The sequence below is a fragment of the Novosphingobium sediminis genome (assembly GCF_007991615.1).
Lineage (GTDB): Bacteria > Pseudomonadota > Alphaproteobacteria > Sphingomonadales > Sphingomonadaceae > Novosphingobium > Novosphingobium sediminis.
The window spans coordinates 244229-267369 of the sequence record NZ_BJYR01000001.1 but is presented as its reverse complement, the minus strand read 5'-3'; the positions used below and the strand labels follow the sequence as shown (position 1 = coordinate 267369).

Annotated in this window: 24 protein-coding genes and 1 tRNA gene; 6 read left to right on the top strand and 19 right to left on the bottom strand. The window is 65.4% G+C overall.

The window, feature by feature from the left end:
• The first annotated feature begins 92 nt into the window (after positions 1-92).
• Positions 93-1478: a methylenetetrahydrofolate--tRNA-(uracil(54)-C(5))-methyltransferase (FADH(2)-oxidizing) TrmFO gene (gene trmFO / locus NSE01_RS01190; RefSeq protein ID WP_147157784.1), complete on the top strand. Its 1386-nt coding sequence runs from the start codon at positions 93-95 to the stop codon at positions 1476-1478.
• A gap of 108 nt (positions 1479-1586) precedes the next feature.
• On the opposite strand, the gene NSE01_RS01185 is transcribed toward trmFO, so the two are convergent.
• The 6 genes from NSE01_RS01185 to NSE01_RS01160 form a co-directional block, all read right to left on the bottom strand.
• Positions 1587-2054 carry an EF-hand domain-containing protein gene (locus tag NSE01_RS01185; RefSeq protein WP_147157783.1) on the bottom strand — a complete coding sequence of 156 codons (468 nt, stop codon included), beginning with the start codon at positions 2052-2054 and terminating at the stop codon, positions 1587-1589.
• 86 nt (positions 2055-2140) lie between these two features.
• Positions 2141-2722 carry a hypothetical protein gene (locus tag NSE01_RS01180; RefSeq protein WP_147157782.1) on the bottom strand — a complete coding sequence of 194 codons (582 nt, stop codon included), beginning with the start codon at positions 2720-2722 and terminating at the stop codon, positions 2141-2143.
• 18 nt (positions 2723-2740) lie between these two features.
• Positions 2741-4102 (bottom strand): pyruvate dehydrogenase complex E1 component subunit beta, encoded by a 1362-nt coding sequence (locus NSE01_RS01175; protein ID WP_147157781.1) that lies wholly within the window; start codon positions 4100-4102, stop codon positions 2741-2743.
• A 1-nt stretch (position 4103) separates the two neighbouring features.
• On the bottom strand, positions 4104-5240 hold the full coding sequence (gene pdhA / locus NSE01_RS01170; RefSeq protein WP_147157780.1) for a pyruvate dehydrogenase (acetyl-transferring) E1 component subunit alpha: 1137 nt from the start codon (positions 5238-5240) through the stop codon (positions 4104-4106).
• 200 nt (positions 5241-5440) lie between these two features.
• Positions 5441-5517, bottom strand: a tRNA-Arg gene (locus NSE01_RS01165).
• Positions 5518-5572: 55 nt separating this feature from the next.
• On the bottom strand, positions 5573-6001 hold the full coding sequence (locus tag NSE01_RS01160; RefSeq protein ID WP_147157779.1) for a (deoxy)nucleoside triphosphate pyrophosphohydrolase: 429 nt from the start codon (positions 5999-6001) through the stop codon (positions 5573-5575).
• 79 nt (positions 6002-6080) lie between these two features.
• On the opposite strand from NSE01_RS01160, the gene NSE01_RS01155 reads away from it, so the two are divergent.
• The 3 genes from NSE01_RS01155 to NSE01_RS01145 all read left to right on the top strand — a co-directional run bounded on the left by NSE01_RS01155 (position 6081) and on the right by NSE01_RS01145 (position 7051).
• Positions 6081-6257 carry a Flp family type IVb pilin gene (locus NSE01_RS01155; protein ID WP_170233708.1) on the top strand — a complete coding sequence of 59 codons (177 nt, stop codon included), beginning with the start codon at positions 6081-6083 and terminating at the stop codon, positions 6255-6257.
• 215 nt (positions 6258-6472) lie between these two features.
• Complete coding sequence (locus NSE01_RS01150; RefSeq protein WP_147157777.1) at positions 6473-6661, top strand: Flp family type IVb pilin; 189 nt, start codon at positions 6473-6475, stop codon at positions 6659-6661.
• A gap of 207 nt (positions 6662-6868) precedes the next feature.
• On the top strand, positions 6869-7051 hold the full coding sequence (locus NSE01_RS01145; RefSeq protein WP_147157776.1) for a Flp family type IVb pilin: 183 nt from the start codon (positions 6869-6871) through the stop codon (positions 7049-7051).
• 80 nt (positions 7052-7131) lie between these two features.
• Here NSE01_RS01145 and NSE01_RS01140 read toward each other — a convergent pair whose 3' ends face one another.
• From NSE01_RS01140 to NSE01_RS21110, 5 genes are all read right to left on the bottom strand, one after another.
• Positions 7132-8607, bottom strand: coding sequence for a M48 family metalloprotease (locus tag NSE01_RS01140; RefSeq protein ID WP_147157775.1), 1476 nt, complete (start codon positions 8605-8607; stop codon positions 7132-7134).
• A 119-nt stretch (positions 8608-8726) separates the two neighbouring features.
• The gene (locus tag NSE01_RS01135) at positions 8727-9671 is read right to left on the bottom strand and encodes an acetyl-CoA carboxylase carboxyltransferase subunit alpha (RefSeq protein ID WP_147157774.1); all 945 of its coding nucleotides are present in this window, start codon (positions 9669-9671) and stop codon (positions 8727-8729) included.
• Between the two features lie 10 nt (positions 9672-9681).
• Positions 9682-10617, bottom strand: a complete 936-nt coding sequence (locus NSE01_RS01130) for a tyrosine recombinase (RefSeq protein WP_147157773.1) — start codon at positions 10615-10617, stop codon at positions 9682-9684.
• A gap of 6 nt (positions 10618-10623) precedes the next feature.
• Positions 10624-12513, bottom strand: a complete 1890-nt coding sequence (locus tag NSE01_RS01125) for a hypothetical protein (protein WP_147157772.1) — start codon at positions 12511-12513, stop codon at positions 10624-10626.
• Positions 12510-12650 (bottom strand): hypothetical protein, encoded by a 141-nt coding sequence (locus tag NSE01_RS21110; RefSeq protein WP_170233707.1) that lies wholly within the window; start codon positions 12648-12650, stop codon positions 12510-12512. Before NSE01_RS21110 ends, NSE01_RS01125 begins: the two co-directional genes overlap by 4 nt.
• Positions 12651-12743: 93 nt before the next feature.
• On the opposite strand from NSE01_RS21110, the gene NSE01_RS01120 reads away from it, so the two are divergent.
• Together NSE01_RS01120 and aroB are read left to right on the top strand one after the other, a co-directional pair.
• A complete protein-coding gene (locus tag NSE01_RS01120) occupies positions 12744-13337 on the top strand; it encodes a shikimate kinase (RefSeq protein ID WP_147157771.1) in 594 nt (197 codons plus the stop codon).
• Complete coding sequence (gene aroB, locus NSE01_RS01115) at positions 13328-14437, top strand: 3-dehydroquinate synthase (RefSeq protein ID WP_147157770.1); 1110 nt, start codon at positions 13328-13330, stop codon at positions 14435-14437. Before NSE01_RS01120 ends, aroB begins: the two co-directional genes overlap by 10 nt.
• On the opposite strand, the gene NSE01_RS01110 is transcribed toward aroB, so the two are convergent.
• From NSE01_RS01110 to NSE01_RS01075, 8 genes are all read right to left on the bottom strand, one after another.
• Positions 14434-14805 carry a tRNA-binding protein gene (locus NSE01_RS01110; RefSeq protein ID WP_147157769.1) on the bottom strand — a complete coding sequence of 124 codons (372 nt, stop codon included), beginning with the start codon at positions 14803-14805 and terminating at the stop codon, positions 14434-14436. The two genes, aroB and NSE01_RS01110, sit on opposite strands and share 4 nt — an antisense overlap.
• Positions 14805-15587: an enoyl-CoA hydratase-related protein gene (locus NSE01_RS01105; protein WP_147157768.1), complete on the bottom strand. Its 783-nt coding sequence runs from the start codon at positions 15585-15587 to the stop codon at positions 14805-14807. The genes NSE01_RS01110 and NSE01_RS01105 overlap by 1 nt, the downstream gene beginning before the upstream one ends.
• Before the next feature lie 96 nt (positions 15588-15683).
• The gene (locus NSE01_RS01100; protein ID WP_147157767.1) at positions 15684-16649 is read right to left on the bottom strand and encodes a glucokinase; all 966 of its coding nucleotides are present in this window, start codon (positions 16647-16649) and stop codon (positions 15684-15686) included.
• A 52-nt stretch (positions 16650-16701) separates the two neighbouring features.
• Positions 16702-18534: a phosphogluconate dehydratase gene (gene edd / locus NSE01_RS01095; protein ID WP_147157766.1), complete on the bottom strand. Its 1833-nt coding sequence runs from the start codon at positions 18532-18534 to the stop codon at positions 16702-16704.
• The gene (locus NSE01_RS01090; RefSeq protein ID WP_147157765.1) at positions 18534-19145 is read right to left on the bottom strand and encodes a 6-phosphogluconolactonase; all 612 of its coding nucleotides are present in this window, start codon (positions 19143-19145) and stop codon (positions 18534-18536) included. Before NSE01_RS01090 ends, edd begins: the two co-directional genes overlap by 1 nt.
• On the bottom strand, positions 19138-20586 hold the full coding sequence (zwf, locus tag NSE01_RS01085) for a glucose-6-phosphate dehydrogenase (protein ID WP_147157764.1): 1449 nt from the start codon (positions 20584-20586) through the stop codon (positions 19138-19140). Before zwf ends, NSE01_RS01090 begins: the two co-directional genes overlap by 8 nt.
• A 135-nt stretch (positions 20587-20721) precedes the next feature.
• Positions 20722-21627 (bottom strand): alpha/beta hydrolase, encoded by a 906-nt coding sequence (locus NSE01_RS01080; RefSeq protein WP_147157763.1) that lies wholly within the window; start codon positions 21625-21627, stop codon positions 20722-20724.
• The gene (locus NSE01_RS01075; protein ID WP_147157762.1) at positions 21627-23138 is read right to left on the bottom strand and encodes a tryptophan halogenase family protein; all 1512 of its coding nucleotides are present in this window, start codon (positions 23136-23138) and stop codon (positions 21627-21629) included. The genes NSE01_RS01080 and NSE01_RS01075 overlap by 1 nt, the downstream gene beginning before the upstream one ends.
• Positions 23139-23141 lie beyond the last annotated feature (3 nt).

Below are 23141 nucleotides of genomic sequence, written 5' to 3'. Positions count from 1 at the left end.
CTTGCGGGAGGGGCTGGGGGTGGGCTTTCCCACCCTGCCCTTGCAGTCCCTAAGGCTTGCCGCGCGCCGGATGCAATGCCAATGCGGCGCTTATGACGCATCAGGTTCACATCATTGGCGGCGGTATGGCCGGGAGCGAAGCCGCTTGGCAGCTGGCGCGCCGGGGCATCCGCGTGCGGCTCTCGGAGATGCGCGGCGCCAACTTACCGGGGGGCGGCGACCGCACCGCGGCGCATAACAGCGACGGCCTCGCCGAACTGGTCTGCTCCAACTCGTTCCGCTCTGACGATGACGAGAAGAATGCCGTCGGCCTGCTGCACTACGAGATGCGGCAGTGTGACAGCCTGCTGATGGCCGCAGCCGCCAAAGCGCGCGTGCCCGCGGGCTCCGCGCTTGCGGTGGACCGCGATGTATTCTCGGCAGAAGTCGAAGCCATGCTCGCCGCGCAGCCCACACTCGAAATCGTGCGCGAACGGGTAGACGTTCTGCCGACCGATGGCCTGACCATCGTTGCCACCGGCCCGCTGACGGCCCCGGCCCTCGCCTCCAGCATCGGCGCGGCAACGGGTGCTGACAGCCTTGCCTTCTTCGATGCGATTGCCCCGATCGTCTATCGCGATTCGATCAACATGGACGTCGCGTGGATGGCCTCGCGCTGGGACAAGGGCGCTGAGGCGAGCCTTGCGATGGGCGGCGACGGGCGCGACTACATCAATTGCCCGATGACCCGACCGCAGTACGAGGCGTTTCGCGAGGAACTGCTCGCCGGGGACAAGACCGAGTTCAAAGAATGGGAAGCCAGCACGCCCTACTTCGATGGCTGCATGCCGATCGAGGTCATGGCAGCGCGCGGGGTGGAAACGCTGCGCTTTGGGCCGATGAAGCCGGTCGGCCTCGACAATCCGCACTGGGCTACAGCGGAACATCCGAACGGGCGCTGGCCCTATGCCGTGGTGCAGCTGCGGCAGGACAACAAGCTGGGCACTTTGTGGAACATGGTGGGCTTCCAGACCAAGCTGAAACATGCCGAGCAGGTCCGCGTATTCCGCACCATTCCGGGGCTCGAACAAGCCGAGTTCGCCCGGCTTGGCGGGCTACACCGCAACACCTTCCTCAATTCGCCGACGCTGCTCGATCGCCAACTGCGCCTGAAGTCCGCGCCGCATATCCGCTTTGCCGGGCAGATCACTGGCTGCGAAGGCTATGTCGAAAGCGGCGCGGTGGGGCTGCTGGCGGGGCTAATGACAGCGGCGCAAGTGGCGGGCCGCGATTGGTCCGCGCCGCCGCGCACGTCGGCACTCGGCGCGCTGCTCTCGCACATCACCGGCGATGCCGAGGCCGAGACCTATCAGCCGATGAACGTGAACTTCGGACTGTTCCCACCGCCCGATCCCTCGACGAAGAAGAAGCAGCGCAAGGAAGCCTATACCGCGCGGGCGAAGGCCGATCTGGCGGGCTGGCTGCCGGCCCTAGGCTGATCCAACCCTGACCCCGCTCACCCTGAGCTTGTCGAAGGGTTCTGCCGTCGGCGCTGCGCAAGCGTGCTTCGACAGGCTCAGCACGAGCGGGGCTTGGGAGATACCAAGCTACTTGCACTTGCAGGCGGGCTTCTTCGCCGCCTTCTGCTTCGTGGTGGCGAATTCCTCGCGGTTCAGGCTGCCATCGCCGTTCTTGTCGGCGCCCTTGAAGCGGTTGTCTGTGGCGACCGACCATTCGTCGAAGGTCAGCAGGTTGTTGCCGTCGACATCGAGCTTGCGGAAGTCCTTCACGCGCGGGGCGACCATCTCCGTCCGCGTGATCTTGCCATCGCGGTTCTTGTCGAGCCGGTCGAAGCGCTTCTGCTCGCGCGTTGCCTCGTTCGCTTCCGGCAGGCCGGGCCCGACGGCGTCGCCCGCTTCTGAGTCCGGGAGCGCATCATCGACGGGAGCGGCGGAAGCCAGTGCAAGCTGACTGGGCGCAGCAGGCGGCATTACCGCAGCGTGGCCCTGCCACCAGAACAGGCCGGAGGCCACGAGCAACAAGGCGCCGAGCGCGCCCACCAGTATTCGGTTCATGCCTGCCCTCTCCTGGGAATAACCCTGAGGATAGGCTGCAAAGCGCGTGGGCGGCAGGGGCAAGTCCTGCCGATTTGGCGAGAGTTCTACCGGCCCAGCAAGCCAAGGCGGAGAATGGCAAGAAAATCGCGCAAGGGGCCGCCCGGCCGCCCTGCCGCCTCGCGCAGTGCCATCCCGCGCAAGATCGCAAGCGGACGCATCTTCCCGGGGAGGACCGGCACGCGCGGTCCTGCCGGATCAATGCCGAGCCATTCCGCTGCTGCCTGCCGAACACCCTGATCAGCCTCGATGCCGCTGAGGCGCGCTAGCGCGCAGACAGCTTCGATCCGGGCGCGCCCAAGTTCGGCACCGCCGTCCTCGCCGACAACTCGTGCTTCCCAGCCATCGACAATGCCGCGCAATGCCGCGCGTTCGGCGTCCCAAGGATGCAGCATTGCCAGCAGTGGCTCACCTTGCGGCCACTGTGCCACGCTCTGATCGAACCGGTCACGCCACCAGGCGAGACGCAACTGGATCATCAACGGATCGCGCCCTTCGCGCGCCGCATCGGCAAGCCGCCGATCGAGCAGGAGAAAGCCTTCCCACAAGGCCTGAAAGGCCCGCGGAGCATAGAGCACCGCGAGCCTTTCGGGTGGGCTCAGTTCAAGATCACTCGCGCTAGCGGTCATCAGATCAGCGCCGAATACTCAGCGGTAGCAGACCTTCTTGACCGCCGCGATCACCCGCGCGGTATCAACCAGCGCAAGCTTTTCGAGGTTGGCGGCGTAAGGCAGCGGCACGTCTTCGTTGCACACGCGCAGGACCGGGGCGTCGAGATAATCGAAGCCTTCTTCCATCGCGATGCTGATGATCTCCGAAGCAATCGAGCAGACCGGGAAGCCTTCTTCCACCACGATCATGCGGTTGGTGCGCGAGAGGCTTTCCAGCACCGCGGCCTTGTCGAGCGGGCGGATCGTGCGAAGATCGATCACCTCGGCTTCGATGCCTTCCGCCGCCAGCTTCTCGGCAGCATCGAGCGCGAGCGCGACGCCGATCGAGTAGGTGACGATGGTGACATCGCGGCCGGCGCGCATGGTGCGGGCCTTGCCGATGGGCACGGTGTAGTCATCAAGCGCCGGCACATCGAAGGTGCGGCCATAGACCAGTTCGTTCTCGAGGAAGACGACCGGATCCGGGCTGCGGATGGCGGACTTGAGGAGGCCCTTGGCATCGGCGGCATCATAGGGCGCGATCACGATCAGGCCCGGCACCGATGCATACCAAGGAGCGTAGTTCTGGCTGTGCTGCGCGCCGACACGGCTTGCCGCGCCATTGGGGCCGCGAAACACGATCGGGCAGCGCATCTGGCCACCTGACATGTAGTTGGTCTTGGCCGCCGAGTTGATGATGTGGTCAATTGCCTGCATGGCGAAGTTGAACGTCATGAACTCGATCACCGGGCGCAGGCCGCCCATGGCTGCGCCGGTGCCGATGCCGGCAAAGCCGTATTCGGTGATCGGGGTATCGATCACGCGGCGCGGCCCGAATTCCTCGAGCAGGCCCTGCGTGACCTTGTAGGCGCCCTGATATTCGGCGACTTCCTCACCCATCACGAAGACACGGTCGTCGGCACGCATTTCCTCGGCCATAGCGTCCCGCAACGCTTCGCGCACCGTGGTGGCGACCATCGCAGTGCCAGCGGGGACCGACGTGGCAACGGGAGCCGCGACCGGAGCCGGAGGGGGCGGCGGCGCGGCCACGACCGGCGCAAGGGCCGGAGCGGGCGCAGCAACCGGCGCGGGCGCGGAAGCGGGCACGGCAGGCTCGTCGTCACCGCTGATCGTCGCGATCACGGTGCCAACCTTCACGCCTTCGGTTCCTTCGGCGACCTTGAGTTCACCAATCACGCCTTCATCGACCGCCTCGAATTCCATCGTGGCCTTGTCGGTCTCGATCTCGGCGATGATGTCGCCGGACTTCACGGTATCGCCCGGCTTCACCAGCCACTTGGCAAGAGTGCCCTCCTCCATCGTCGGGGAGAGCGCGGGCATCTTCAGTTCAATCGCCATGTCAGTAGGTCCCCACCAGCACGTCGGTATAGAGTTCGGCAGGTGCCGGTTCGGGCGAGCTTTCGGCAAAATCAGCGGATTCGGCGACTACCTGACGGATGCGCTTGTCGATTTCCTTGATGCGGTCCTCGCTCACGCCCCGGCGCAGCAGATCCTGCTTGGCACCTTCGATGGGATCGTGGTGGTCGCGCATTTCCTGCACTTCCTCGCGGCTGCGGTACTTTGCCGGGTCCGACATCGAGTGACCGCGGTAGCGATAGGTGTTGAGCTCCATCAGCACCGGACCATTGCCCGCGCGGACATAGTCGAGCGCGACTTCGGCAGCGGCGCGCACTTCGAGCACGTCCATGCCGTTGACGTCCATACCGGGAATGCGGAAGCCCGTGCCGCGGCGGTGGAACTGCGTCTCCGCCGAGCCGCGCTTGACCGCGGTGCCCATCGCGTAGCCGTTGTTCTCGACCACGAAGACGATGGGAAGCTGCCACAGGGCCGCCATGTTGAAGGTTTCGTAGACCTGGCCCTGGTTGGCCGCGCCGTCACCGAAATAGGCCATGCACACGCCGCCATCGCCGCGGTACTTGTGCGCGAAGGCAAGGCCTGCGCCCAGCGGCACTTGCGCACCGACGATGCCGTGCCCGCCGTAGAACTTGTGGTCGGTCGAGAACATGTGCATCGAACCGCCCTTGCCGCGGCTGATGCCCGCGCCGCGCCCGGTCAGCTCGGCCATGATGACCTTGGGGTCGATGCCGTAGGCGAGCATGTGGCCGTGATCGCGGTAGCCGGTGATGACGCTGTCGTGGCCCTCTTTCAGCGCCGACTGCAGGCCGACCGCAACGGCTTCCTGACCGATGTAGAGGTGGCAGAAACCGCCGATCAGGCCGAGGCCGTAAAGCTGGCCGGCCTTTTCCTCGAAGCGGCGAATCAGCACCATCTGTTCGTAGAAGCGGAGCAGTTCCTCGTCGCTCGCGTCATAGCGCTTGTTGTTCGCATGGGCCTGCTGGAGGCTGCGCAGCGCGAAGGTGGCTTCATCCTCGGCAGCGGCGGCAGTGGCGGCGGAGGAGGCAGCAGCGGGAGCGACTTTAGACGCAGCAGGCGATTTCGTCGCTCTGGTTGCGCGCGGCTTGGCGGACTGGGCCAATGCGGTGGTTCCTTGTGTGGCAGCCTGGGGAGGGCAAGGGTCCTGTCGGCGCCGGAGCGCCTGTCCTCGCTATAGGACCAAGTCCCTGAAAACCGCAACGCCCAAGGCTCTTCGTATAGCTATGCGATGAGGGCCGACGACGCGCAGAATGAGAACCCGCAAGGGAGCGGGACCAACAGAATTTCAGCGATGTGGGGAAATGGCGCACCCGGAACGATTCGAACGTCCGACCCTCAGATTCGTAGTCTGATGCTCTATCCAGCTGAGCTACGGGTGCGTTGGAGGTGCGCCTTTAGAAGCGCCTACCGAGCTTGGCAACCCCTTATCCGGCCCTAGGGCAGGTTTTTTAAATGACGCCGCAGGGCGGCAGCGAGCGGTACATCGAGTGGCGGCATCGAAAGTGCCGATAACGCCTCGCTTTCGAGCCATTGGAGCTGCGCGCCGTCCTCGGGCACCAGGCTGCCTGTCCAACGGCGGCAGGTATAGAGCAGAAGGACCAGCGGGCGGGTTCCTTCCCGTTCCGGATTCGCCGCGAAGGTCAGTGGGACGAGATCGGCCGCATCGATGGTGATCGATAGTTCCTCGGCAATCTCGCGCACGAGCGCGGCGGCAGGCCCCTCCCCCGGCTCAACTTTACCGCCCGGGAATTCCCACAAGCCGCCATGCGCACGGCTCTCGGGCCGCCGCTGCATCAGCACACGGTCAGCATCATCCAGCAGCGCGAGCGCAACAACGGTGAGCAATGTCGGAGGCGCTGCCATGGCCGAAACTTTCATTTATCCTTTGTTAGCCTTGTATCCACTAGAATATACCTAGATGCGGACAGGGGATTTCCGATTGATGTGGGACTTTGTCCGCAAGCCACTGGCCGACACGACGGGTGCGACCGCGATCGAGTATGGCCTGCTCATCGGCGTCATCGCAATGACGATGTTCTTCGGAATGAGCGCGTTCGTGAACTCGCTGTTCACGATGTACAACACGATCGACGCGAACATCACCAAGGCTCACAAATAGCGCACCCTTGTTTTCGCTGGCATAATACCTTCGCGCAGTGCTCAGGACCCGGTGAGGCATGGCTGCGCCGGGCACTTAAACCAAAGGTAAGGCGCCTTTACGATTTGTCAGGGAATGCCGGATATTTTGACACCTGCGATTTCGTACGGCCGGGGGGTCGTGTGAAGCGAAAGAGCACGACGGCGGCATGTGCTGCCAGGTGGAGGACCATTCGCATGACACTTATCAAAACGCTCCTTCGTGATGAAGAAGGTGCCACGGCTATCGAATACGGCTTGATTGCAGCTCTTATTGCCGTCGCTGCAATCACGGCGATGGGCGCGCTCGGCAACTCCCTGTCGAATACGTTCACTCAGGTTTCGACCAAGTTGAGCAACGCACAAGATGGCAAGGGTCCGTTCTAAGAACGATCAGTTCTTTACGGATTTTCTGTGCTCCGAATAAAAAACAAGAGGGTGTGGTTTACCGCACCCTCTTTTTTTTACCTTGTTAACGCTCTGTAAGAACCTTGCAGTCAATATCCACTTGTCGCTACTAACAGCCCAGGGGTTGAAGTGCCGGCAGCTGGCGGCGCGGGGTGCGCCAGCCAAACGCTCGAAGGATACGCAATAATGACTCTTTTCCGTCAGATCATGGCTGATGAAGCCGGCGCCACCGCAATCGAATACGGCCTGATCGCCGCCCTTATCGCGGTTGCCGCCATCACCGCCATGGGCGCGCTGGGCAACTCGCTGTCGAACACGTTCAACCTGGTTTCGACCCAGATGAACAACTCTTCGGACGGCAAGCTCTAAGCTCCGATCCGGATAGTAGACCATGAAAGGCAGGCGCGCCTCGGCTCGCCTGCCTTTTTTGATTCAAGCGGCGCAGCGCATCAATACACGATCAGTTTGACCCTTGATCCCGGCACCAGCGCAGCTTTCGCGTCCATCGCATTGAGCACAAGGAACCGGTCCAACGGCCGGTCGTCATAGGCCATGCGCCGGGCGAGCGACTGAAGTGTGTCGCCCTTCTTTACAGTCACGACCATCAGCCGCCGCGCCCGCACCGCGCCCGCCTCGCCGATGGTGATCCGCCGCATCGAGGAAAACATCGGATCGAATGCGCTCGCCTGCCCGGCTGCGCTGATCGTGGTGAAGTGGAACGCCTGCCCCGGCCCCCACGCATAGGCGAACACGACGACATCGCGCGCGCCGTCGCTGGTGTTGACTCGCGACGTTCCATAGGCAGCCGGAATGCCGTTCACGGTTGTCGTGCGCACGTCGTCCGGCGCAATGCGCTGCTGGTCCGATAGCCCGGCGAAGACAGATCGGACATAGGCGTCGAGATTGCCCGAGTAAGGCGCGGTGGACATCTCGCCCTTGCCCGATTGGCCGCTGATCGAGACCGAGCGCGTGCCATTGACGAGGTAGAACCCCTGCGGCGCCTGGAAGCTCAACCGGAAGCCCGGATGGGTGAACTTGCGGCCATCAACAACCCCCTGCTTCGGATCGTCTCCATACGTCAGGCCGTCGATCCGGGTGAGGAACAGGTCGCGATTACTCATGCCGCGCGGATTCGGACCGGCCAGCGCGAGCGCTGCCGTTACCCGCGAGGCGGGATCCGGGTGGGTGCTCGCCCATTCCGGCACCTTGTCGGTGCTCCCGGTCAGCTGGGCATCGAGCGCGGTTTGCGCGGCAAGGCTGCGCAGAACCGTACCCATCGCCCGCGGATCGTAGCCGGCACGCTTGAGGTAAGTGACGCCGAGCGCGTCCGCTTCGCTTTCCTGCCCGCGGGAATATTTGAGCGTAAGGAGCTGGCTACCCGTAGAGAAGATCTTCTGCCCCAACTGGCCAAGCGCCGAATTGCCAAGCACCGCGCCCGCCAGTACCGAGCCGAGTACGCCGAGGATCGTGTTGCGCGTCGCCGCACTCTCGCGCTTCTGCGAATGCCGCGCGGCAACGTGGCCGACTTCATGGCCGAGCACGCCCGCCAGCTCCGCCTCGTTGTTCATCAGCACCGTCAGCTGGCGGGTCACGTAGACGTAGCCGCCGGGGATCGCGAACGCGTTGTTCACCGGCGAGTTGAGCAAAGTCACGGTGAAATCGCTGCGCGCGTTGCCAAGGCCGGACTGGAACGCGATCGTCTTGCCAATGCCTTCAACGTAAGTCGCCTGAGGGCCCGTTACCGCGCCGCCGAATTCTGCCAGCAGCTGCGGGTGCGCCTTGGCACCTTGCGCCTTGTCTGCCGCGCTGATCGTCGCGACCGCACCTTGGGCGTCTGCCCGTGAGGTCGGCACGGCAGGACCCGCCAGCACAAGGCTGCCAGCACCGGCGGCAAGCAGGAACGCGCGGAACGTGCTGTTGGTCATGGTCTCTCCCCAATGCCTGCGGCTGCTCTTGGCTGCGCGGCTGTGACGTCACGCTAATCTAGCCTCGCCCGTAGCGACAAGACCAGAGGCATTTGGTCCGGGAGGGACTAAGCCCGAATTCAACCGCCGATGCGGAGGAACCGTTCGGCGCGAAGCGCGCGCAATGTGTCGGCCGGCTTGCCGGCAAGCGCGGTCAGTTCGCCCGAAATCGCGCTGCCGAGCGCTGCCGCAGCCGCCGCCGGATCGCGGTGTGCGCCGCCGACGGGTTCGGGAACGATCCGGTCGATCACGCCAAGCCCGAGGAGATCCTGCGCCGTCATGCGCATGGCCTCAGCCGCTTCGGGAGCCTTCTCCGCGGTTCGCCACAGGATCGAGGCGCAGCCTTCGGGCGAGATGACCGAGTAGACCGCGTGTTCGAACATGAGCACGCGCTCGGCGCTGGCAAGTGCCACTGCACCGCCCGAGCCGCCCTCACCCACGATCGCGGCGACCATCGGAACGCCGAGTGCAAGGCAGGCCTCGGTGCTGCGGGCAATCGCCTCGGCCTGGCCGCGCTCTTCCGCCTCGACCCCAGGGAAGGCGCCCGAGGTGTCGACGAGGGTAACGACCGGCAGACCGTAGCGGCTGGCGAGCTCCATCAGGCGTACCGCCTTTCGGTAGCCTTCCGGCTTGCCCATGCCGAAGTTATGCCGGATGCGGCTTTGTGTGTCGTGGCCCTTCTCATGACCGATAAGCATGACCGCCCGGCCTTCGAGCGTGGCAAACCCGCCGACGATCGCATGATCCTCGCCAAACTTGCGATCCCCGCCAAGCGGCATGAAATCGGTGAAGGCCTTGCTCACGTAGTCACGGAAATGCGGTCGCGACGGGTGGCGGGCAACCTGCGTTTTCTGCCACGGCGTCAGCGAGCGATAGGTGCTGGCGAGCAGTTCGGCGGACTTCGCCTCAAGCCGGCGGATCTCGGACGAAATATCGAGCGCACCCGTCTGCGCCGTTTCACGCAGTTCAGCAATGCGCGCTTCGAGCGCGGCAATCGGCTTTTCGAATTCGAGATAGGAAATCATCCGCGCCGCGCTAGGACTGGCGCGCCGCTTGGTCAACCTCTGGCGCGGGGTTTTGCCCCCTTCCCACCCGCGCAGACCCCAGCGGATGGCGGCTATTCACAAGCGCAACGAGGCGCGCCGCATCGACGTGGGTGTAGATCTGCGTTGTCGCGATATCGGCATGACCAAGGAGGGTCTGCAGCACGCGCAGGTCCGCCCCGCCTTCAAGGAGGTGCGTGGCAAAAGCATGGCGCAGGACGTGCGGACTCACCTTCTCGGGATCGAGCCCGGCCCTCCCCGCCAGATCGCGCAACAACTGGAACAGGCGCACCCGCGTCAGGTGGCCGCCTCGCGGACTGGGGAACACCCAGCGCCCGCCTTTGGGCCGCAGCGCCAACCAGCCCGCCAAAGCAGCGCTCGCCCGTGCGCTGACGGGAACCATGCGCTGCTGCCCGCCTTTGCCGGTAATCATCAGGAACGGGGCATCGCGTGGCACCGAAGCCAATGGCAGCGAGACGAGTTCCGTAGCGCGCAGGCCCGAGCCATAGAGAAGTTCGAGCAGCGCGAGCATCCGGGCGCCCTCCCCTGCTGCCGCTTCGGTTTCGGCGAGCGCAAACAGCGCGCCGATCTCGCCATGCCCCAGCAGGCGCGGCAGCGGGCGACGAGTGCGCGGACGCGGGAGCGCGGCGGACGGATCATCGCTGCGCAGGCCTTCATCGGCAAGGAAACCGAAGAACTGGCGGAGGGCCGAGGATTTTCGGGCGAGGCTGGAAGGCGCAAGTTCGCGCCAGGCCTCGGCCAGGCTGGCCAACGCTTCGCTGTCTGCCGTTACCAGATCGCCGATTTCCTCGCGCGCTGCCCTGAGATCGCGGCCATAAGCCGCCAGAGTATTGGCCGCGGCACCGCGCTCAGCGGCCAACATCGCGAGAAAGGCCTCGATAGGATCGCGCAGGGGATCCGGCGCCATCGCCTGTCAGACCCGCGCCACGGCCTCCGCCGCGATCATCCGCGCCTCGCCTTCCAGCCCGACCCGCCGCAGCGCCGCAACGATATGGTAGAGGTGCAGCGGGGTCATCTTGTCCCAACCACTGCCCTGCATGCCAAACCCCGCGAGCAAGGCCACCAGCACCGGATTTTCCGAAGCAGCGGCGGCATCGATGGCGCGGGTCCACCGCGTTTCGCGCGCCAGATCGAGCTTCAGATCATCGGCAACACGGCGCGCGGTTCCGGGATCGACCCGGCCCAGCCCCATCAGCCCCGCCAGCAGGAAGCGCGAGCGCAGGCCGCCAGTGCTCGTATCGCCGGACTGGAACGTCCCCAGCGTATCGGCGCTGATCGCGGCAGACTTGGCCGGCGCCGCCAGAGCGATCAAGCCCCAGGCCTCGCTGCCTGCCGGCACGACGCTCGCCCAGCGCGCTGCGTTGCGATCGAGGCCCGCCGTCAGCATTGAGGCGATCAGCCCCTTGGCATCGCCCGAAAGATCGGCACTCGGCGTGACCCGCGCAGATGCATAGGCCGTGAGGACAAGGCGCGAATAGGCGCGGTCCGGATCGCTTGCATCGCCCCACAAGCTGCGGATGGCGGAAAGGCGGTCCGCCACATCGGCGGCAAGGTAGGCGCTGCGCAGCGTATCGGCGAGCGGCCCCCATGTCTTGTCAGGCTCATCGAGCGCGTGGATCTCGCTGTAGAGATCAACCATTGCGGCGGCGGAGATAATGCCTCGCTCGGCAGCGATATCGGCAGCCTCAGCGCGGGCTGTGAGCGGCAGCATCGGCGCACGGACGGCCAGCACCGCATAGGCTGCGCCCGCCTGCTTGCGCAGCGCTTCGGGCGGCTCGAGTCCGGTCGCAAGAGCAAGGCCGGTACGCCACGGCGTGAGGCTGTCCACGCCCGCCCACTCGATCTTAACTGCGCGGTGTCCTTGGCTCGCCGCCCCCGCAAACTTCTGCGCCAGCAGGATGTCGATCTTGGGCGCCACGCCCTTGCGCATGGCGTTGTCGAGCACGGCAAGCGCGGGCGCGCCTTCGCCGCCGGTGAACGCGGTGCAGATTGCGCGGGTCAGGGTCCAATCCCAGCCCGGACGGCCAGCGGCGGTCAGCGCGGTGATCGGGCAAAGGCCCACCGGATCGGCCGTGGCAAGGAAGCTGCCCATCGCGGCGTCTTCCAGCGTCTTGGTATAGAACCCACTATCGACTTCCTGCACCATGGCGCGCGCGGCATCGGCCTCGCCCATGCGCAGCAGCACTTGCGCCCGCAGCGCCGCCCAATCCGCGCCGTTCATGCCGACAGGCGTATCAAGCCGGCTCGCCAGCGCACGGCGCAGCAGGATATGCCCCCAGCGCGAAACGAGATCGCCGCGCATCTGGGTGAGCAATCCGGCCACGAACGAACCATTGAGATAGTGGCTGGAGACGGCAGGGAAGCCGCCATCCGCCTGATCGAAGAACCCGACCCGCGAAAGGCTGCGCTGCGCCTGCGGGGGAATATCCGCTCGCGGCTTTGCGCTGGCGATCAACTGGTCGATCAAGGCAGGGTCGATGTTGGCGAGGCTGTCTGCCGCCACCGGAACCGATGGCGCAGGCGCACCTGGCACCTGTTGGACCTGCGGGACTGCTACCACTTGCGGCGTCGGAGACGACGCGGGGCGCTGTACCGTCACCACGCTCGGGGCGGATGGCTTGGCGGGGGCCGGCGCACTGCTCGCCGGGGCGCGCGGCGGCACCGGGGCCTTTCGCGCCGGAGCGGCGGGCTTGTCGTCAAAACCAGGTGGAAGCAGCGATTCCTGCGCGGTAACGGCAATCGCCGATAGCGCGCCGACCGCAGCGCACGTCAGCGCAACAAGGCGGACCCGGCCAATCGTCATGCGGCGGCCTTCCCGCTCGGTGCCGCGACGGGGGTCTCGATCCAGCGGGTCTGCTGCGTATCCCCCATGATCCAAGCCAATGCCAATATTGCCACCACCACCAAGAGGATGCAGATTGCCAGAATTCGTGCCTTCACCAAGAAGCTCCCGCGGCCGCTTGCTCCATGCGCTTTCAGCACAGGGCCACGGCTCTTGCACTGGGCACTAGCGCAACTATAGGCGGCGCGGCAATGGAGCACGACGATAACGCCTCTGGGCCTGCCTCACCCAATACCGCGATCCAGCGGCTGGCAGCTCGTATCGATCGTCCGATCGTGCTGGTGGGGATGATGGGTGTCGGCAAGACCACGGTGGGCCGCCGGCTTGCCGCGATGCTGAACGTGCCGTTCTGCGATGCCGACGAGGAGATCGAGAAGGCCGCGCAGATGTCGATCCCCGAAATCTTCACGCAGTTCGGCGAACCGTATTTCCGCAGCGGCGAACGGCGCGTAATCGCGCGGCTTGTAGGCGAGGATGGCGCGCCCGAGCGGCGCGTGCTGGCAACTGGTGGCGGCGCCTTCGTCGATCCCGAAACCCGCGCGCTGATCCTGAAGCGCGCCATTGCCGTATGGCTAGACAGCGATATCGACACGCTCGTCGCGCGCGTCGGACGCAAGGGCAACCGGCCGCTGCTCAGGAACGGCAACCCGCGTGAGATCCTGACACGACTCAAGGACGAGCGCGGCCCCGCCTATGCGCAGGCGCCCATCCACGTAAAAAGCGGCAACCAACCCCACCAGGCGACCGCGATGACCATCCTGAAGGCAATCGACGCATGGCTGTGATCCCCGTCAATATCGCCGGCGCGCCCTATGAGGTGCGGATCGAGGCCGGGCTGCTCGCCGCCGCAGGCAAGCACTGCCGCCCGTTCATCCGCGGCGGCAAGGTGGCGGTGGTGACCGATGAGCGGGTTGCTGCGGCATGGCGCGAAACGGTGGAAGGCTCGCTTGCAGCCGAGGGCATCGCCAGCGAATGGCTCGTGTTGCCCGCGGGCGAGTCGACTAAAAGCTGGGAAAATCTCGCGAGGACGGCCGAATGGCTGCTCGAACAGGGTGTCGAACGCAAGGACAGCGTGATTGCGCTGGGCGGCGGCGTGATCGGCGATCTCACCGGCTTTGCTGCTTCGATGGTGAAGCGCGGCTGCGGTTTCATCCAGATGCCGACGACACTGCTCGCTCAGGTCGATTCGAGCGTGGGAGGAAAGACCGCGATCAACACTGCGGCGGGCAAGAACCTCGTCGGCGCATTCCATCAGCCGGTGCTGGTGCTGGCCGACCCGCTGGCGCTCGACACACTCCCGCCGCGCGAGACGCGGGCGGGCTATGCCGAAGTCGTGAAGTATGGCCTGATCGACGATGCCGAGTTCTTCGCGTGGTGCGAGGCCCATGGCTCTGACCTGCTGGCGGGCGAAGCGGCGGCGCGCGAACATGCGATTGCGAAGAGCGTCGAAGCCAAGGCGCGGATCGTGGCAGCGGACGAGAAGGAAACGCTCGGCCTGCGCGCGCTGCTCAATCTCGGCCACACCTTCGGCCATGCGCTTGAGGCCGAGACGGGCTTTTCGGACCGACTGCTCCACGGCGAGGGCGTTGCACTCGGGATGGTTCTGGCCGCGCGATATTCAGTGCGGCGCGGTCTGATGAACGGGCAGGACGCGGAACGCGTGGCCGCGCATATCGCAGCGGCAGGCCTGCCTGCTTCGATTGCCGCGCTCGGCATGGACGCGGACGGCGCCAAGCTCACTGCGCACATGCTGCACGACAAGAAGATGGACGCGGGCACCCTGCCCTTCCTGCTCATGCGCGGGATTGGCGAAACGTTCCTCGCCAAGGACGTGGAACTGGCAGATGTCGCCGCGTTTCTCGATGCGGAACTGGCGCGGGGCTAGAACAGCCGCGCGCCGTTGGGCACCTTGCCGTCGGGCGTGAAGAGCACCACCCGGCCTCCCTCGTCCGGAAAGCCCACGGTCAGCACTTCGGACATGAACTTGCCGATCTGGCGCGGCGGAAAATTGACCACTGCCGCCACCTGCCGGCCGACAAGTTCCTCGGGCATATAAAGCGCGGCGATCTGCGCGCTTGAACGCTTTACGCCGATGCCCGGCCCGAAGTCGATGGCGAGCTTCAGGCTGGGCTTGCGCGCTTCGGGATAGGGCTCGGCGCTCACGATCGTGCCCATGCGGATATCGACCTTGAGGAAATCGTCAAAGCCGATGAGGTCTGCCGTAGGGGCCGCAGGATCGTGTTCGAGATGCATTATTGGCCCTTAAAGTCTGCCTTGCGCTTTTCGAGGAAGGCCATGATGCCTTCGCGCGAATCCTTGCTGTCGCCCGCCTTCCACTGGCCTTCGGCTTCGATCAGCAGCGCAGCCGGGAGGTCTGTTTCCAGCGCGCGGGCAACATTCTGGCGCATCACGCCGAGCGCCACGGTCGGGCCATTGGCGAGCCGTTCAGCCAACGCCATCGCCTCATCGGCCAGCACGGCATCGTCGACCGCCTTGTAGATCATGCCCCATTCCTCGGCCTTCTCGGCGCCGACGCGCTCACCAAGCATCATCATCTGCAGCGCGCGCGGCTTGCCGATCAGGCGCGGGAGGATCCAGCTCGAGCCGCCATCGGGCACGAGGCCGATGTTGACGAAGGCCTGAAGGAAGTAAGCGCTCTTCGCCGCGAGCACGAAATCGCCCATCAGCGCGATCGAGCAGCCAACGCCCGCAGCAGGGCCGTTCACGGCGGTGACCACCGGGACGGACAGGCGCGAGAGCTTCGCGATCATCGGGTTGTAGCTTTCGGTCAGCGCCTTGTAGCTGCCCGCGCCGCCCGCAACGCTGCGCTTGCCGGTTGCGGCAAGGTCTGCGCCCGAGCAGAAGGCCCGGTCCTCGCCGGTAATCAGCACGCAGCGCGCGCCTTCAAGATCATACAGCGCATCACCGATCTCGACCGCCATGTTGGGCGGGCAGGCGTTCAGACGCTCAGGACGGTTGAGCACGATGCGCCGGACATTGCCGACGTTTTCGACGCGGATCGTTTCGTAGGACATCGCTCTTTCCCTTAATCGCTCGGTTAAGGGCATGGCTAAGCCAGCCGCGCCGCCTTGGCAAGCAGGTTCAGCCCGCCCTCACAAAACCGCCAAGCCTCAGGAATGGGCCTGCGCGAAAGCTGCCGCTGCGCCGAACAGTCCCGGCTGCGGGTGCGTGATGAGCTTGACCGGCATCGCTGCCATCAGGCTCTCGAACCGGCCCTTTGCGGTGAAGCGCTCGGCAAAGCCCGAACGCACCAGCGTATCCTTGATCCGCAGGCCGAGCCCGCCGGCCATGACCAGCGCAGAGGCGCCGTGGGCCAGCGCAAGATCGCCCGCCACGCTGCCGAGCGAAAGGCAGAAACGGTCGACCGCGGCGGCGGCAAGGCTGTCTTCGCCCGAGGTGCCAAGGGCCCAGAGCTCCTTGTCGGTAAGCGAAACGATCGCGCGGCCCTCGATGCTGGCCAGCGTCTCGTAGATGTCGACGATGCCAGGGCCCGCCACCACGCGCTCTGCCGAAACACGGCGATAGCGGCCGCGCAGCCGCGCAAGAATGGCGTCCTCGATTTTGTCCAGCGGTGCATAATCGACGTGCCCGCCCTCGGTTGGCTGGACGTGATAACCGCCACGCTGGCGCCAGAGCTGCGCCACTCCGAGGCCGGTGCCGGGGCCGACAACGCTGATCGTGCCTTCCTCCGGGAGCGCCGTTTCCGGGCCGCAGAGGTGGATGAAATGCTCCGCATCGGCCTGCGCCACGGCGTGGGCAACAGCGGCAAAATCGTTGACCACGACGTAGTCCGGCGCGCCAAGCTTTTCGGGGATCAGCGCGGGGCGAATGATCCAGGGATTGTTCGTGAAGCGGATGATTTCACCGCCAACCGGACCTGCGACGGCGATGGCCACGGCGTGCGGCAAGGTGCCGCCGGAAAGCCGGGCAAACTCCTCCCACGCAAGCTGGAAGCTGGGGTGATCCGCCGTCTTGAGCGTCACCGCCTCGCCGAGCGAGACCACCCGCCCCGCTTCGACTTCGGCCATGGCAAAACGCGCGTGCGTTCCGCCGATATCGACCGCGACCAGTTGCATGTGCTCTCCCCCCAGTTGGTCCGGCTCTCGAGCCGATGCCGCTAAACTGCCCTCAAAGCCCGCCGGCAGCCAGCATTGCCGAACCACCGCGTTCGGCGGGATCGGCAAAGTGACGCATGATCGCAAAGAGTTCGCGCCCGACGCCGATGGCTTCCTCCGGCGCCTGCGCCGGTGTGCGCGCCGCCCAATCGGCAGCGTCGACCAGTGCGAGAAGCTCGCCTGTCTCAGCGCAGACCCGCACCACGTCGCCATCCTTCAGCAGCGCCAGCGCACCGCCCTTCTTGGCTTCTGGCGAAACATGGATCGCAGCCGGCACCTTGCCCGAGGCGCCCGACATCCGGCCATCAGTGACCAGCGCAACGCGGAAGCCCCGGTCCTGCAGCACGCCGAGCGAGGGCGTGAGCTTGTGCAATTCTGGCATGCCATTGGCCGCAGGCCCCTGGAACCGCACGACGACCACCACATCGCGCTCCAGTTCGCCCGCCTTGAACGCCTTGAGCACATCGTTCTGATCCGAGAACACCCGGCACGGCGCTTCGATCGTCCAGCGCGAGCGATCGACGGCGCTGACCTTGATCGTACCGCGGCCAAGATTGCCCTGCACGAGGCGGAGACCGCCTTCGGGCTGGAACGGCTCCGTCACCGGGCGCAGCATGGCGGGGTTGAGGCTCTCACGCGGCGCCGGATCCCAGCGCAGCGCGTCGCCGTCGAGCACCGGCTGCTGCGCGCCTTCGAGCAGCGAGGAGCCATAGACGGTCAGGATATCGCCATGCGCCAGCCCCGCTTCGACCAGTTCGCGGATCACGTAGGGCATGCCGCCCGCATCCGCGAAGCCGTTCACGTCGCCCGAACCATTGGGATAGATGCTGGCGATGAGCGGCACGGCGCGCGAAAGTTCGTCCATGTCGTCCCAATCGATCTGCACACCTGCGGCGCGGGCGATGGCGGGAAGATGGATCACATGGTTGGTCGAACCGCCGGTGGCCAGCAGGCCGACGATCGCGTTGACGATGGCCTTTTCATCGACGCAGTGGCCGAGCGGACGATAGTCGTCGCCTTCCCAGGTGATCTGCGAGACGCGGTGGACGGCCGCGCGGGTGAGTTCCTGCCGCAGCTTCGTACCGGGCTGGACGAAGCTCGCCCCCGGCACGTGGAGCCCCATCATCTCCATCATCATCTGGTTGGAATTGGCGGTGCCATAAAACGTGCAGGTGCCCGCCGAATGGTAGCTCGCGCTTTCGCTGGCGAGGAGTTCCTCGCGGCCCACCTTGCCCTCCGCATAGAGCTGGCGGATGCGCTGCTTTTCCTTGTTGGCAAGGCCCGTTGCCATCTGCCCGGCGGGTACGAGGATCGTCGGCAGGTGGCCGAAACGCAAGCTGCCGATCAGCAGGCCCGGCACGATCTTGTCGCAAATCCCCAGCAGCAGCGCTGCCTCATACATGCCATGGCTGAGGCCGACCGCCGTGCCCATCGCGATATTGTCGCGGCTGAACAGCGACAGTTCCATCGAGGCCTGCCCCTGCGTCACACCGTCGCACATGGCGGGAACGCCGCCCGCGACTTGCGCCGTCGCGCCGACTTCGCGGGCGAAAATCTTGATCTGCTCAGGATAGCGGCCATAGGGCTGATGCGCCGAGAGCATGTCGTTATAGGCGGTGATTACGCCGATATTGATGCTCTTGTTGTCACGCAGCGCGATCTTGTCCTCGCCCGCCGCGGCAAATCCATGCGCCAGATTGCCGCAGGACAGCACATCGCGGTTCACCCCGGCATCGCGCGCACGGGCGATCAGGTCGAGATAGGCCGCGCGCGTCTGGGCCGAGCGGGCAATGATCCGGTCCGTAACCTTGGCGACAATCGGATTGAGGGGCAGGTCGATGGGCATCAGGCGCTCCAGTAGATCGTGACGGGCGGCCCGTAGCCGCGCAGGATATCCGAAACCGGATAGGCGTCGGAACCGGCGAGAACGCGCTCGACCAGCGCCTTCTTTGAATTGCCGGTGATGACGAGGATAATCTCCCGCGTCGCCTTAAGTGCCCGCTTGTTGAGCGAAAGGCGGTCAAACGGTGCTTCGGGCGGGAGGGGGATCGGCGTGGTGGCGATCACGCTTGGCCCCGGACGGATCAAGGCCTGCATGTGCGGGAATAGCGAAGCGATATGGCCATCCTCCCCCATGCCGAGCCACACGAGATCGAACGGCGCGACGTCCATGCCCTCCTCGAGCCGCTCGAACTTCGCGCCGCAATCTCCCAGCGCCGCGTGCAGCTTGCCGAAGTTACTTGCCGGGTGGTCGTCAGGCACGCGGCGATCGTCGGTCAGCGCGATGGTCACCTCGGACCAGTCGAGCCCGCGATCGGCCAGCAGTGCAAAGACGCGCGGCGGCGTGGAGCCGCCGGTAAAGGCCAGACGCTTGGGCCCCGGCCGCGAAACGACCTGCGTGATATGCGCTGCGACAGCTGCCAGATCGCCCGGCTCGGCCCATTTGACGTCAGTCATTCCAGCTCCTCCCGTCGCGTTCAGTCAGCGCAATGCCGGCATTGGGACCCCAGCTACCGGCAGCATAGGGCTTCACTTCCATCGACGTATCCGCCCAAACCCGTCGAATCGCATCAACCCAGGTCCACTGCGCCTCAACTTCGTCGCGGCGGACGAACAGCGTCTGCTCGCCCTCGATAAGATCGAGCAGCAGGCGCTCATAGGCAATGCGGCGGCGCGCCTTGGCGAAGGCAGTGGTGAGCGAGAGATCGAGGTTCACCTCGCGCAGCACGATGCCGTGGCGATCTAGGCCGGGTTCCTTCGCCATGACCTGCAGGCGCACGTATTCCTCAGGCTGGAGGCGGATGACGAGCCGGTTGGCGCTCAGCTTGCCGCCGCGCCCGGAGAAGATGTTGTGCGGCACGCCCTTGAACTGGACGACAATCTCGCTGCGCCGCTCGGCCAGTCGCTTTCCGTGGCGGAGGTAGAACGGCACGCCCTGCCAGCGCCAGTTATCAACGTGCGCCTTGATCGCGACATAAGTCTCGGTGTCCGAAGCCGCGCCGAGATCGTCGAGGTAGCCGGCTACCGCAGTGCCGCCGACTGCGCCGGTGCGGTACTGGCCCCGCACCATTTCATCCGCACGCACCGGGCGCAGAGCGCGCAGCACCTTGACCTTCTCGTCGCGGATCGAGGTCGCGTCGTATTCAACCGGCGGCTCCATCGCGGTGAGCGCCACGAGCTGGAGCATGTGGTTCTGCACCATGTCGCGCAGGCCGCCGGTATCATCGTAGAAGCCCTTGCGGCCTTCAAGCCCCACCGTTTCGCTCACCGTGATCTGTACGTGATCGATGCCCGCGCTGTTCCACAGCGGCTCGAACATCATGTTGGCAAAGCGCAAAGCGAGGAGGTTCTGGACCGTTTCCTTGCCAAGGTAGTGGTCGATCCGGAAGATCTGGCGCTCGCTGAAGCCCGCTGCCACCGCATCGTTGATCCGGCGGCTTGAGCCAAGATCGTTGCCGAGCGGCTTCTCGAGGCCGATACGCACGCCCTCATGCGCAAGGCCCGCAAAGCGCAGGCCCTCGATGGTCGGCTCGAACAGCGCGGGCGCGGTGGAGAGGAAGATCGAGAGGCCGCAGGAAGTATCGCCGAGCTTCTTCGCCAGCCCCACAAAGCCCTCCGGCTTGGAAGCATCGAGGGTCTGATATTCGAGCCTCTCGAGGAAACTTGCCAGTCGCGTCTCGTCCTTGCGGTCGGCGGGGAGGAATTCCTCCAGCGCAGCGCGCGCCATCTCGCGGAACTCGGCGTCGTCGTGCTCCGAACGCGCGGTGCCGACGATGCGCAGGGTAGGATCGATCAGCCCATCCTCATGCAGCGCATAGAGCGAAGGCAGCAGCATACGCCGCGAAAGATCGCCGGTCGCGCCGAACAGGAGCAGGGCGGAACAGCTGGTGGCGGCCATAGGCGGCAAACTCCTCATCCGGCCCGCTTCACGAGGGGGCTCGCATGCCCCCTAGACCCGATTGCCGGCCGCTTCAGCACGCATAAGTATGCGAGTTGAGCGCCAGATGCCAGCGGCCCCGGTGAGTGGCAGCGCTTAGCGGCGCAGCAGCCATGCGAGGATCTCAGGCAAGCGCGCCGCCCATGCGTTCTCCTCATGCTCGGCGCCGGGATAGACACGGCTCTCGAAATCGGTGCCGCGCTGCCAGCCCAGCTTGGCGAACTCGCCGTCGATCGGTTCCTGATAGGGCGCGTAGAACGCGTCCAGCGTGGCGGTGCCGTGGTCCATCCACACGCGGCGGCCAGTTGGCGCACCCAGCGTCCTGTCGAAGAAGCTGGTCCAGACGGCAAGGGTATCGGGATTGAAGCCCTTCACCGTATCCGGCCCGATCGCCGGCCAGTGCGAACTGACGCAGGCTGCTTGCCCATAAACATCGGGGCGCGCGGCGATGGCATAGCAGCTCATCAGGCCGCCCATGCTGGAGCCGGCAATCGCGGTGTCATCGCGGCCCGGACGGGTGCGGAAAGAAGCATCGACCCATGCCTTGAGCGGCCCTGCCAGCCACGCGAGATAGGCGTCCGAGATCACCGGCCCGCCGGCAATCTCGTCCATCTTTGCCTTCAAAGCGGGCGGTGCGGCATCGTAGGCAGGGCGCGGCAGATACTGGCGGAAGCGGTCTTTGCCCGGCGCCCAGATGCCGACGATGATGCGCGGCTCGATCCCCTGCCCCATCACCCTGAGCATGGCCTTGTCGGCAGCCCAGATCTTGTTGAAATTGCTGTTCTTCAGATCGAAGAGATTGTGCCCGTCATGCATGTAGAGCACTGGGTAGCGCTTGTCTGAACTGTCATAGCCCGGCGGCAGCCAGATCGTAAGGCGCTGCGGCGGCAAGCCGGCGGCCTCGACCCGTTCGTACTCGATCAGCCGCCCGGCATCCTCGGCCCGCGCCGGAACGGCGATCAGTCCCAGCAAGGCGACCAGCGCCATCAGAATGCGCCGCATCATGCCTCCTCAAGCCGCGCGAGCAAGTCATCGTGCGCCGGGAAATTCAGCGCACAACCCGCGATGAAACGATCGATCTTGGCCATGTCCGCCAGCGGCAGGTCCGCCTCGGGTGGGCGCAGCCGCGCCGCGTCCGGGAACTGGCCATAGCCCGCAAACAGGCAGTGCCACGAAAGCGGTGCGTAGTAGCGGTCGATCCCGAGCCGGGCGACTTCCTCATCAAGCTCGCCGCCGCGGAACCAGCAGGTCATCAGCGACTTGAGGTTGTCCGACAAGTGGTCGTTTGCCGCATTGGCGCGCCAGTACTCGCCGTCTCGCCGGTTCATCCGGTAGTGGCACACGATGTAATCACGGATGCCTTCATAGCGCGCGTGGATTGCGGCATTGAACTGATCGCGGTGCGACGGCCCAAACCCGTCTGCCAGCAAGGCCTCGAGCCAGCCTGACAGCGTGGCGTGAACGATGTGAAGCGCCGTTGCCTCAAGTGGTTCGATAAACCCCTGCGCCAGCCCGATGGCGAGGCAATTGCCGACCCACGAACGGCGCACCTGCCCCACCCGCATCGAGAGGTGCCGCGCAGGTATATCGGCATCGAGCAGGCCGAGGTGGCGGCGCAGTTCCGTCTCGGCCACATCAGGGCTGAGGAAATCGGTGGAATAGACGTAGCCGTTGCCGGTTCGGTCCGTCAGCGGGATGCGCCAGGCCCAGCCACTGGAAAGCGCGGTCGAGACTGTCTCACACGAGGTTGCCCCCGCGTCACGCGCACCGGGCAGGGCGACGGCGGCATTGTTGAACAGATTGCCCGCAAAGCTCTCGAACGGTTCGCCGAGCGCTTCGCCGATCAGGCTGGCGCGGAAACCCGAGGCATCGATGAAGAAATCACCGGCGATCTCCTCGCCGCCTTCAAGCACCAGCGCGGCAATGCCGCCCGCAGCATCGCGCCGCGTTCCGGAAACCCGGCGCGGAACGTGGTGCACGCCCAGCTTTTCCGTCGCATGGGCTGCCAGAAACTGGCCAACCAGCGTCGCATCGAAATGATAGCCATAGCCCAGATCGAAAGGGAAATTCTCGCCGGGAACCGGGCCAAGCCGCGCCTCGGCAAGCCGGGCGGCGAGGAAGAAGCGGTCCGGATGGGCCACGACGTCGCGCCCGGTGCGCCGCGCGCGGGTGTGAAAGTAGAAGGCCGGCGCGGTGTGCCCATCCAGTGCCGACTGGAACGGGTGGAAGTAGCTTTCGAACCCCGGCGCATCGGACCAGCCCGCAAAGCGGATTCCGGTCTTGTAGGTGGCATGGCAGGCAGGCATCCATTCGCGTTCGGCAATGCCGAGTTCGTCGAAAAAGACCTTGAGCTGCGGGGTCGAGCCTTCCCCCACCCCGATGATGCCGATCTCCGGGCTTTCGACCAGCGTGACCGATACCGCAAGCTCGCGGCAGCGGTGCGCGATCAGCGCAGCGGCCATCCATCCGGCAGTACCGCCGCCCAGGATGACGAAACGCCGCGCTGCCGCCATAAT

Excerpts from the sequence above, each read along its gene's own strand:
- NSE01_RS01125 (WP_147157772.1), bottom strand. The coding sequence starts at position 12,513 with ATGACGATTGGCCGGGTCCGCCTTGTTGCGCTGACGTGCGCTGCGGTC.
- NSE01_RS01130 (WP_147157773.1), bottom strand. The coding sequence starts at position 10,617 with ATGGCGCCGGATCCCCTGCGCGATCCTATCGAGGCCTTTCTCGCGATG.
- edd (WP_147157766.1), bottom strand. The coding sequence starts at position 18,534 with ATGCCCATCGACCTGCCCCTCAATCCGATTGTCGCCAAGGTTACGGAC.
- NSE01_RS01160 (WP_147157779.1), bottom strand. The coding sequence starts at position 6,001 with ATGGCAGCGCCTCCGACATTGCTCACCGTTGTTGCGCTCGCGCTGCTG.
- NSE01_RS01090 (WP_147157765.1), bottom strand. The coding sequence starts at position 19,145 with ATGACTGACGTCAAATGGGCCGAGCCGGGCGATCTGGCAGCTGTCGCA.
- NSE01_RS01110 (WP_147157769.1), bottom strand. The coding sequence starts at position 14,805 with ATGCATCTCGAACACGATCCTGCGGCCCCTACGGCAGACCTCATCGGC.
- NSE01_RS01185 (WP_147157783.1), bottom strand. The coding sequence starts at position 2,054 with ATGAACCGAATACTGGTGGGCGCGCTCGGCGCCTTGTTGCTCGTGGCC.
- NSE01_RS01180 (WP_147157782.1), bottom strand. The coding sequence starts at position 2,722 with ATGACCGCTAGCGCGAGTGATCTTGAACTGAGCCCACCCGAAAGGCTC.
- NSE01_RS01145 (WP_147157776.1), top strand. The coding sequence starts at position 6,869 with ATGACTCTTTTCCGTCAGATCATGGCTGATGAAGCCGGCGCCACCGCA.
- NSE01_RS01140 (WP_147157775.1), bottom strand. The coding sequence starts at position 8,607 with ATGACCAACAGCACGTTCCGCGCGTTCCTGCTTGCCGCCGGTGCTGGC.
- NSE01_RS01100 (WP_147157767.1), bottom strand. The coding sequence starts at position 16,649 with ATGCAACTGGTCGCGGTCGATATCGGCGGAACGCACGCGCGTTTTGCC.
- NSE01_RS01105 (WP_147157768.1), bottom strand. The coding sequence starts at position 15,587 with ATGTCCTACGAAACGATCCGCGTCGAAAACGTCGGCAATGTCCGGCGC.
- NSE01_RS01155 (WP_170233708.1), top strand. The coding sequence starts at position 6,081 with ATGTGGGACTTTGTCCGCAAGCCACTGGCCGACACGACGGGTGCGACC.
- NSE01_RS01075 (WP_147157762.1), bottom strand. The coding sequence starts at position 23,138 with ATGGCGGCAGCGCGGCGTTTCGTCATCCTGGGCGGCGGTACTGCCGGA.
- NSE01_RS01175 (WP_147157781.1), bottom strand. The coding sequence starts at position 4,102 with ATGGCGATTGAACTGAAGATGCCCGCGCTCTCCCCGACGATGGAGGAG.
- trmFO (WP_147157784.1), top strand. The coding sequence starts at position 93 with ATGACGCATCAGGTTCACATCATTGGCGGCGGTATGGCCGGGAGCGAA.
- NSE01_RS01135 (WP_147157774.1), bottom strand. The coding sequence starts at position 9,671 with ATGATTTCCTATCTCGAATTCGAAAAGCCGATTGCCGCGCTCGAAGCG.
- aroB (WP_147157770.1), top strand. The coding sequence starts at position 13,328 with ATGGCTGTGATCCCCGTCAATATCGCCGGCGCGCCCTATGAGGTGCGG.
- NSE01_RS01120 (WP_147157771.1), top strand. The coding sequence starts at position 12,744 with ATGGAGCACGACGATAACGCCTCTGGGCCTGCCTCACCCAATACCGCG.
- NSE01_RS01150 (WP_147157777.1), top strand. The coding sequence starts at position 6,473 with ATGACACTTATCAAAACGCTCCTTCGTGATGAAGAAGGTGCCACGGCT.
- zwf (WP_147157764.1), bottom strand. The coding sequence starts at position 20,586 with ATGGCCGCCACCAGCTGTTCCGCCCTGCTCCTGTTCGGCGCGACCGGC.
- NSE01_RS01080 (WP_147157763.1), bottom strand. The coding sequence starts at position 21,627 with ATGCGGCGCATTCTGATGGCGCTGGTCGCCTTGCTGGGACTGATCGCC.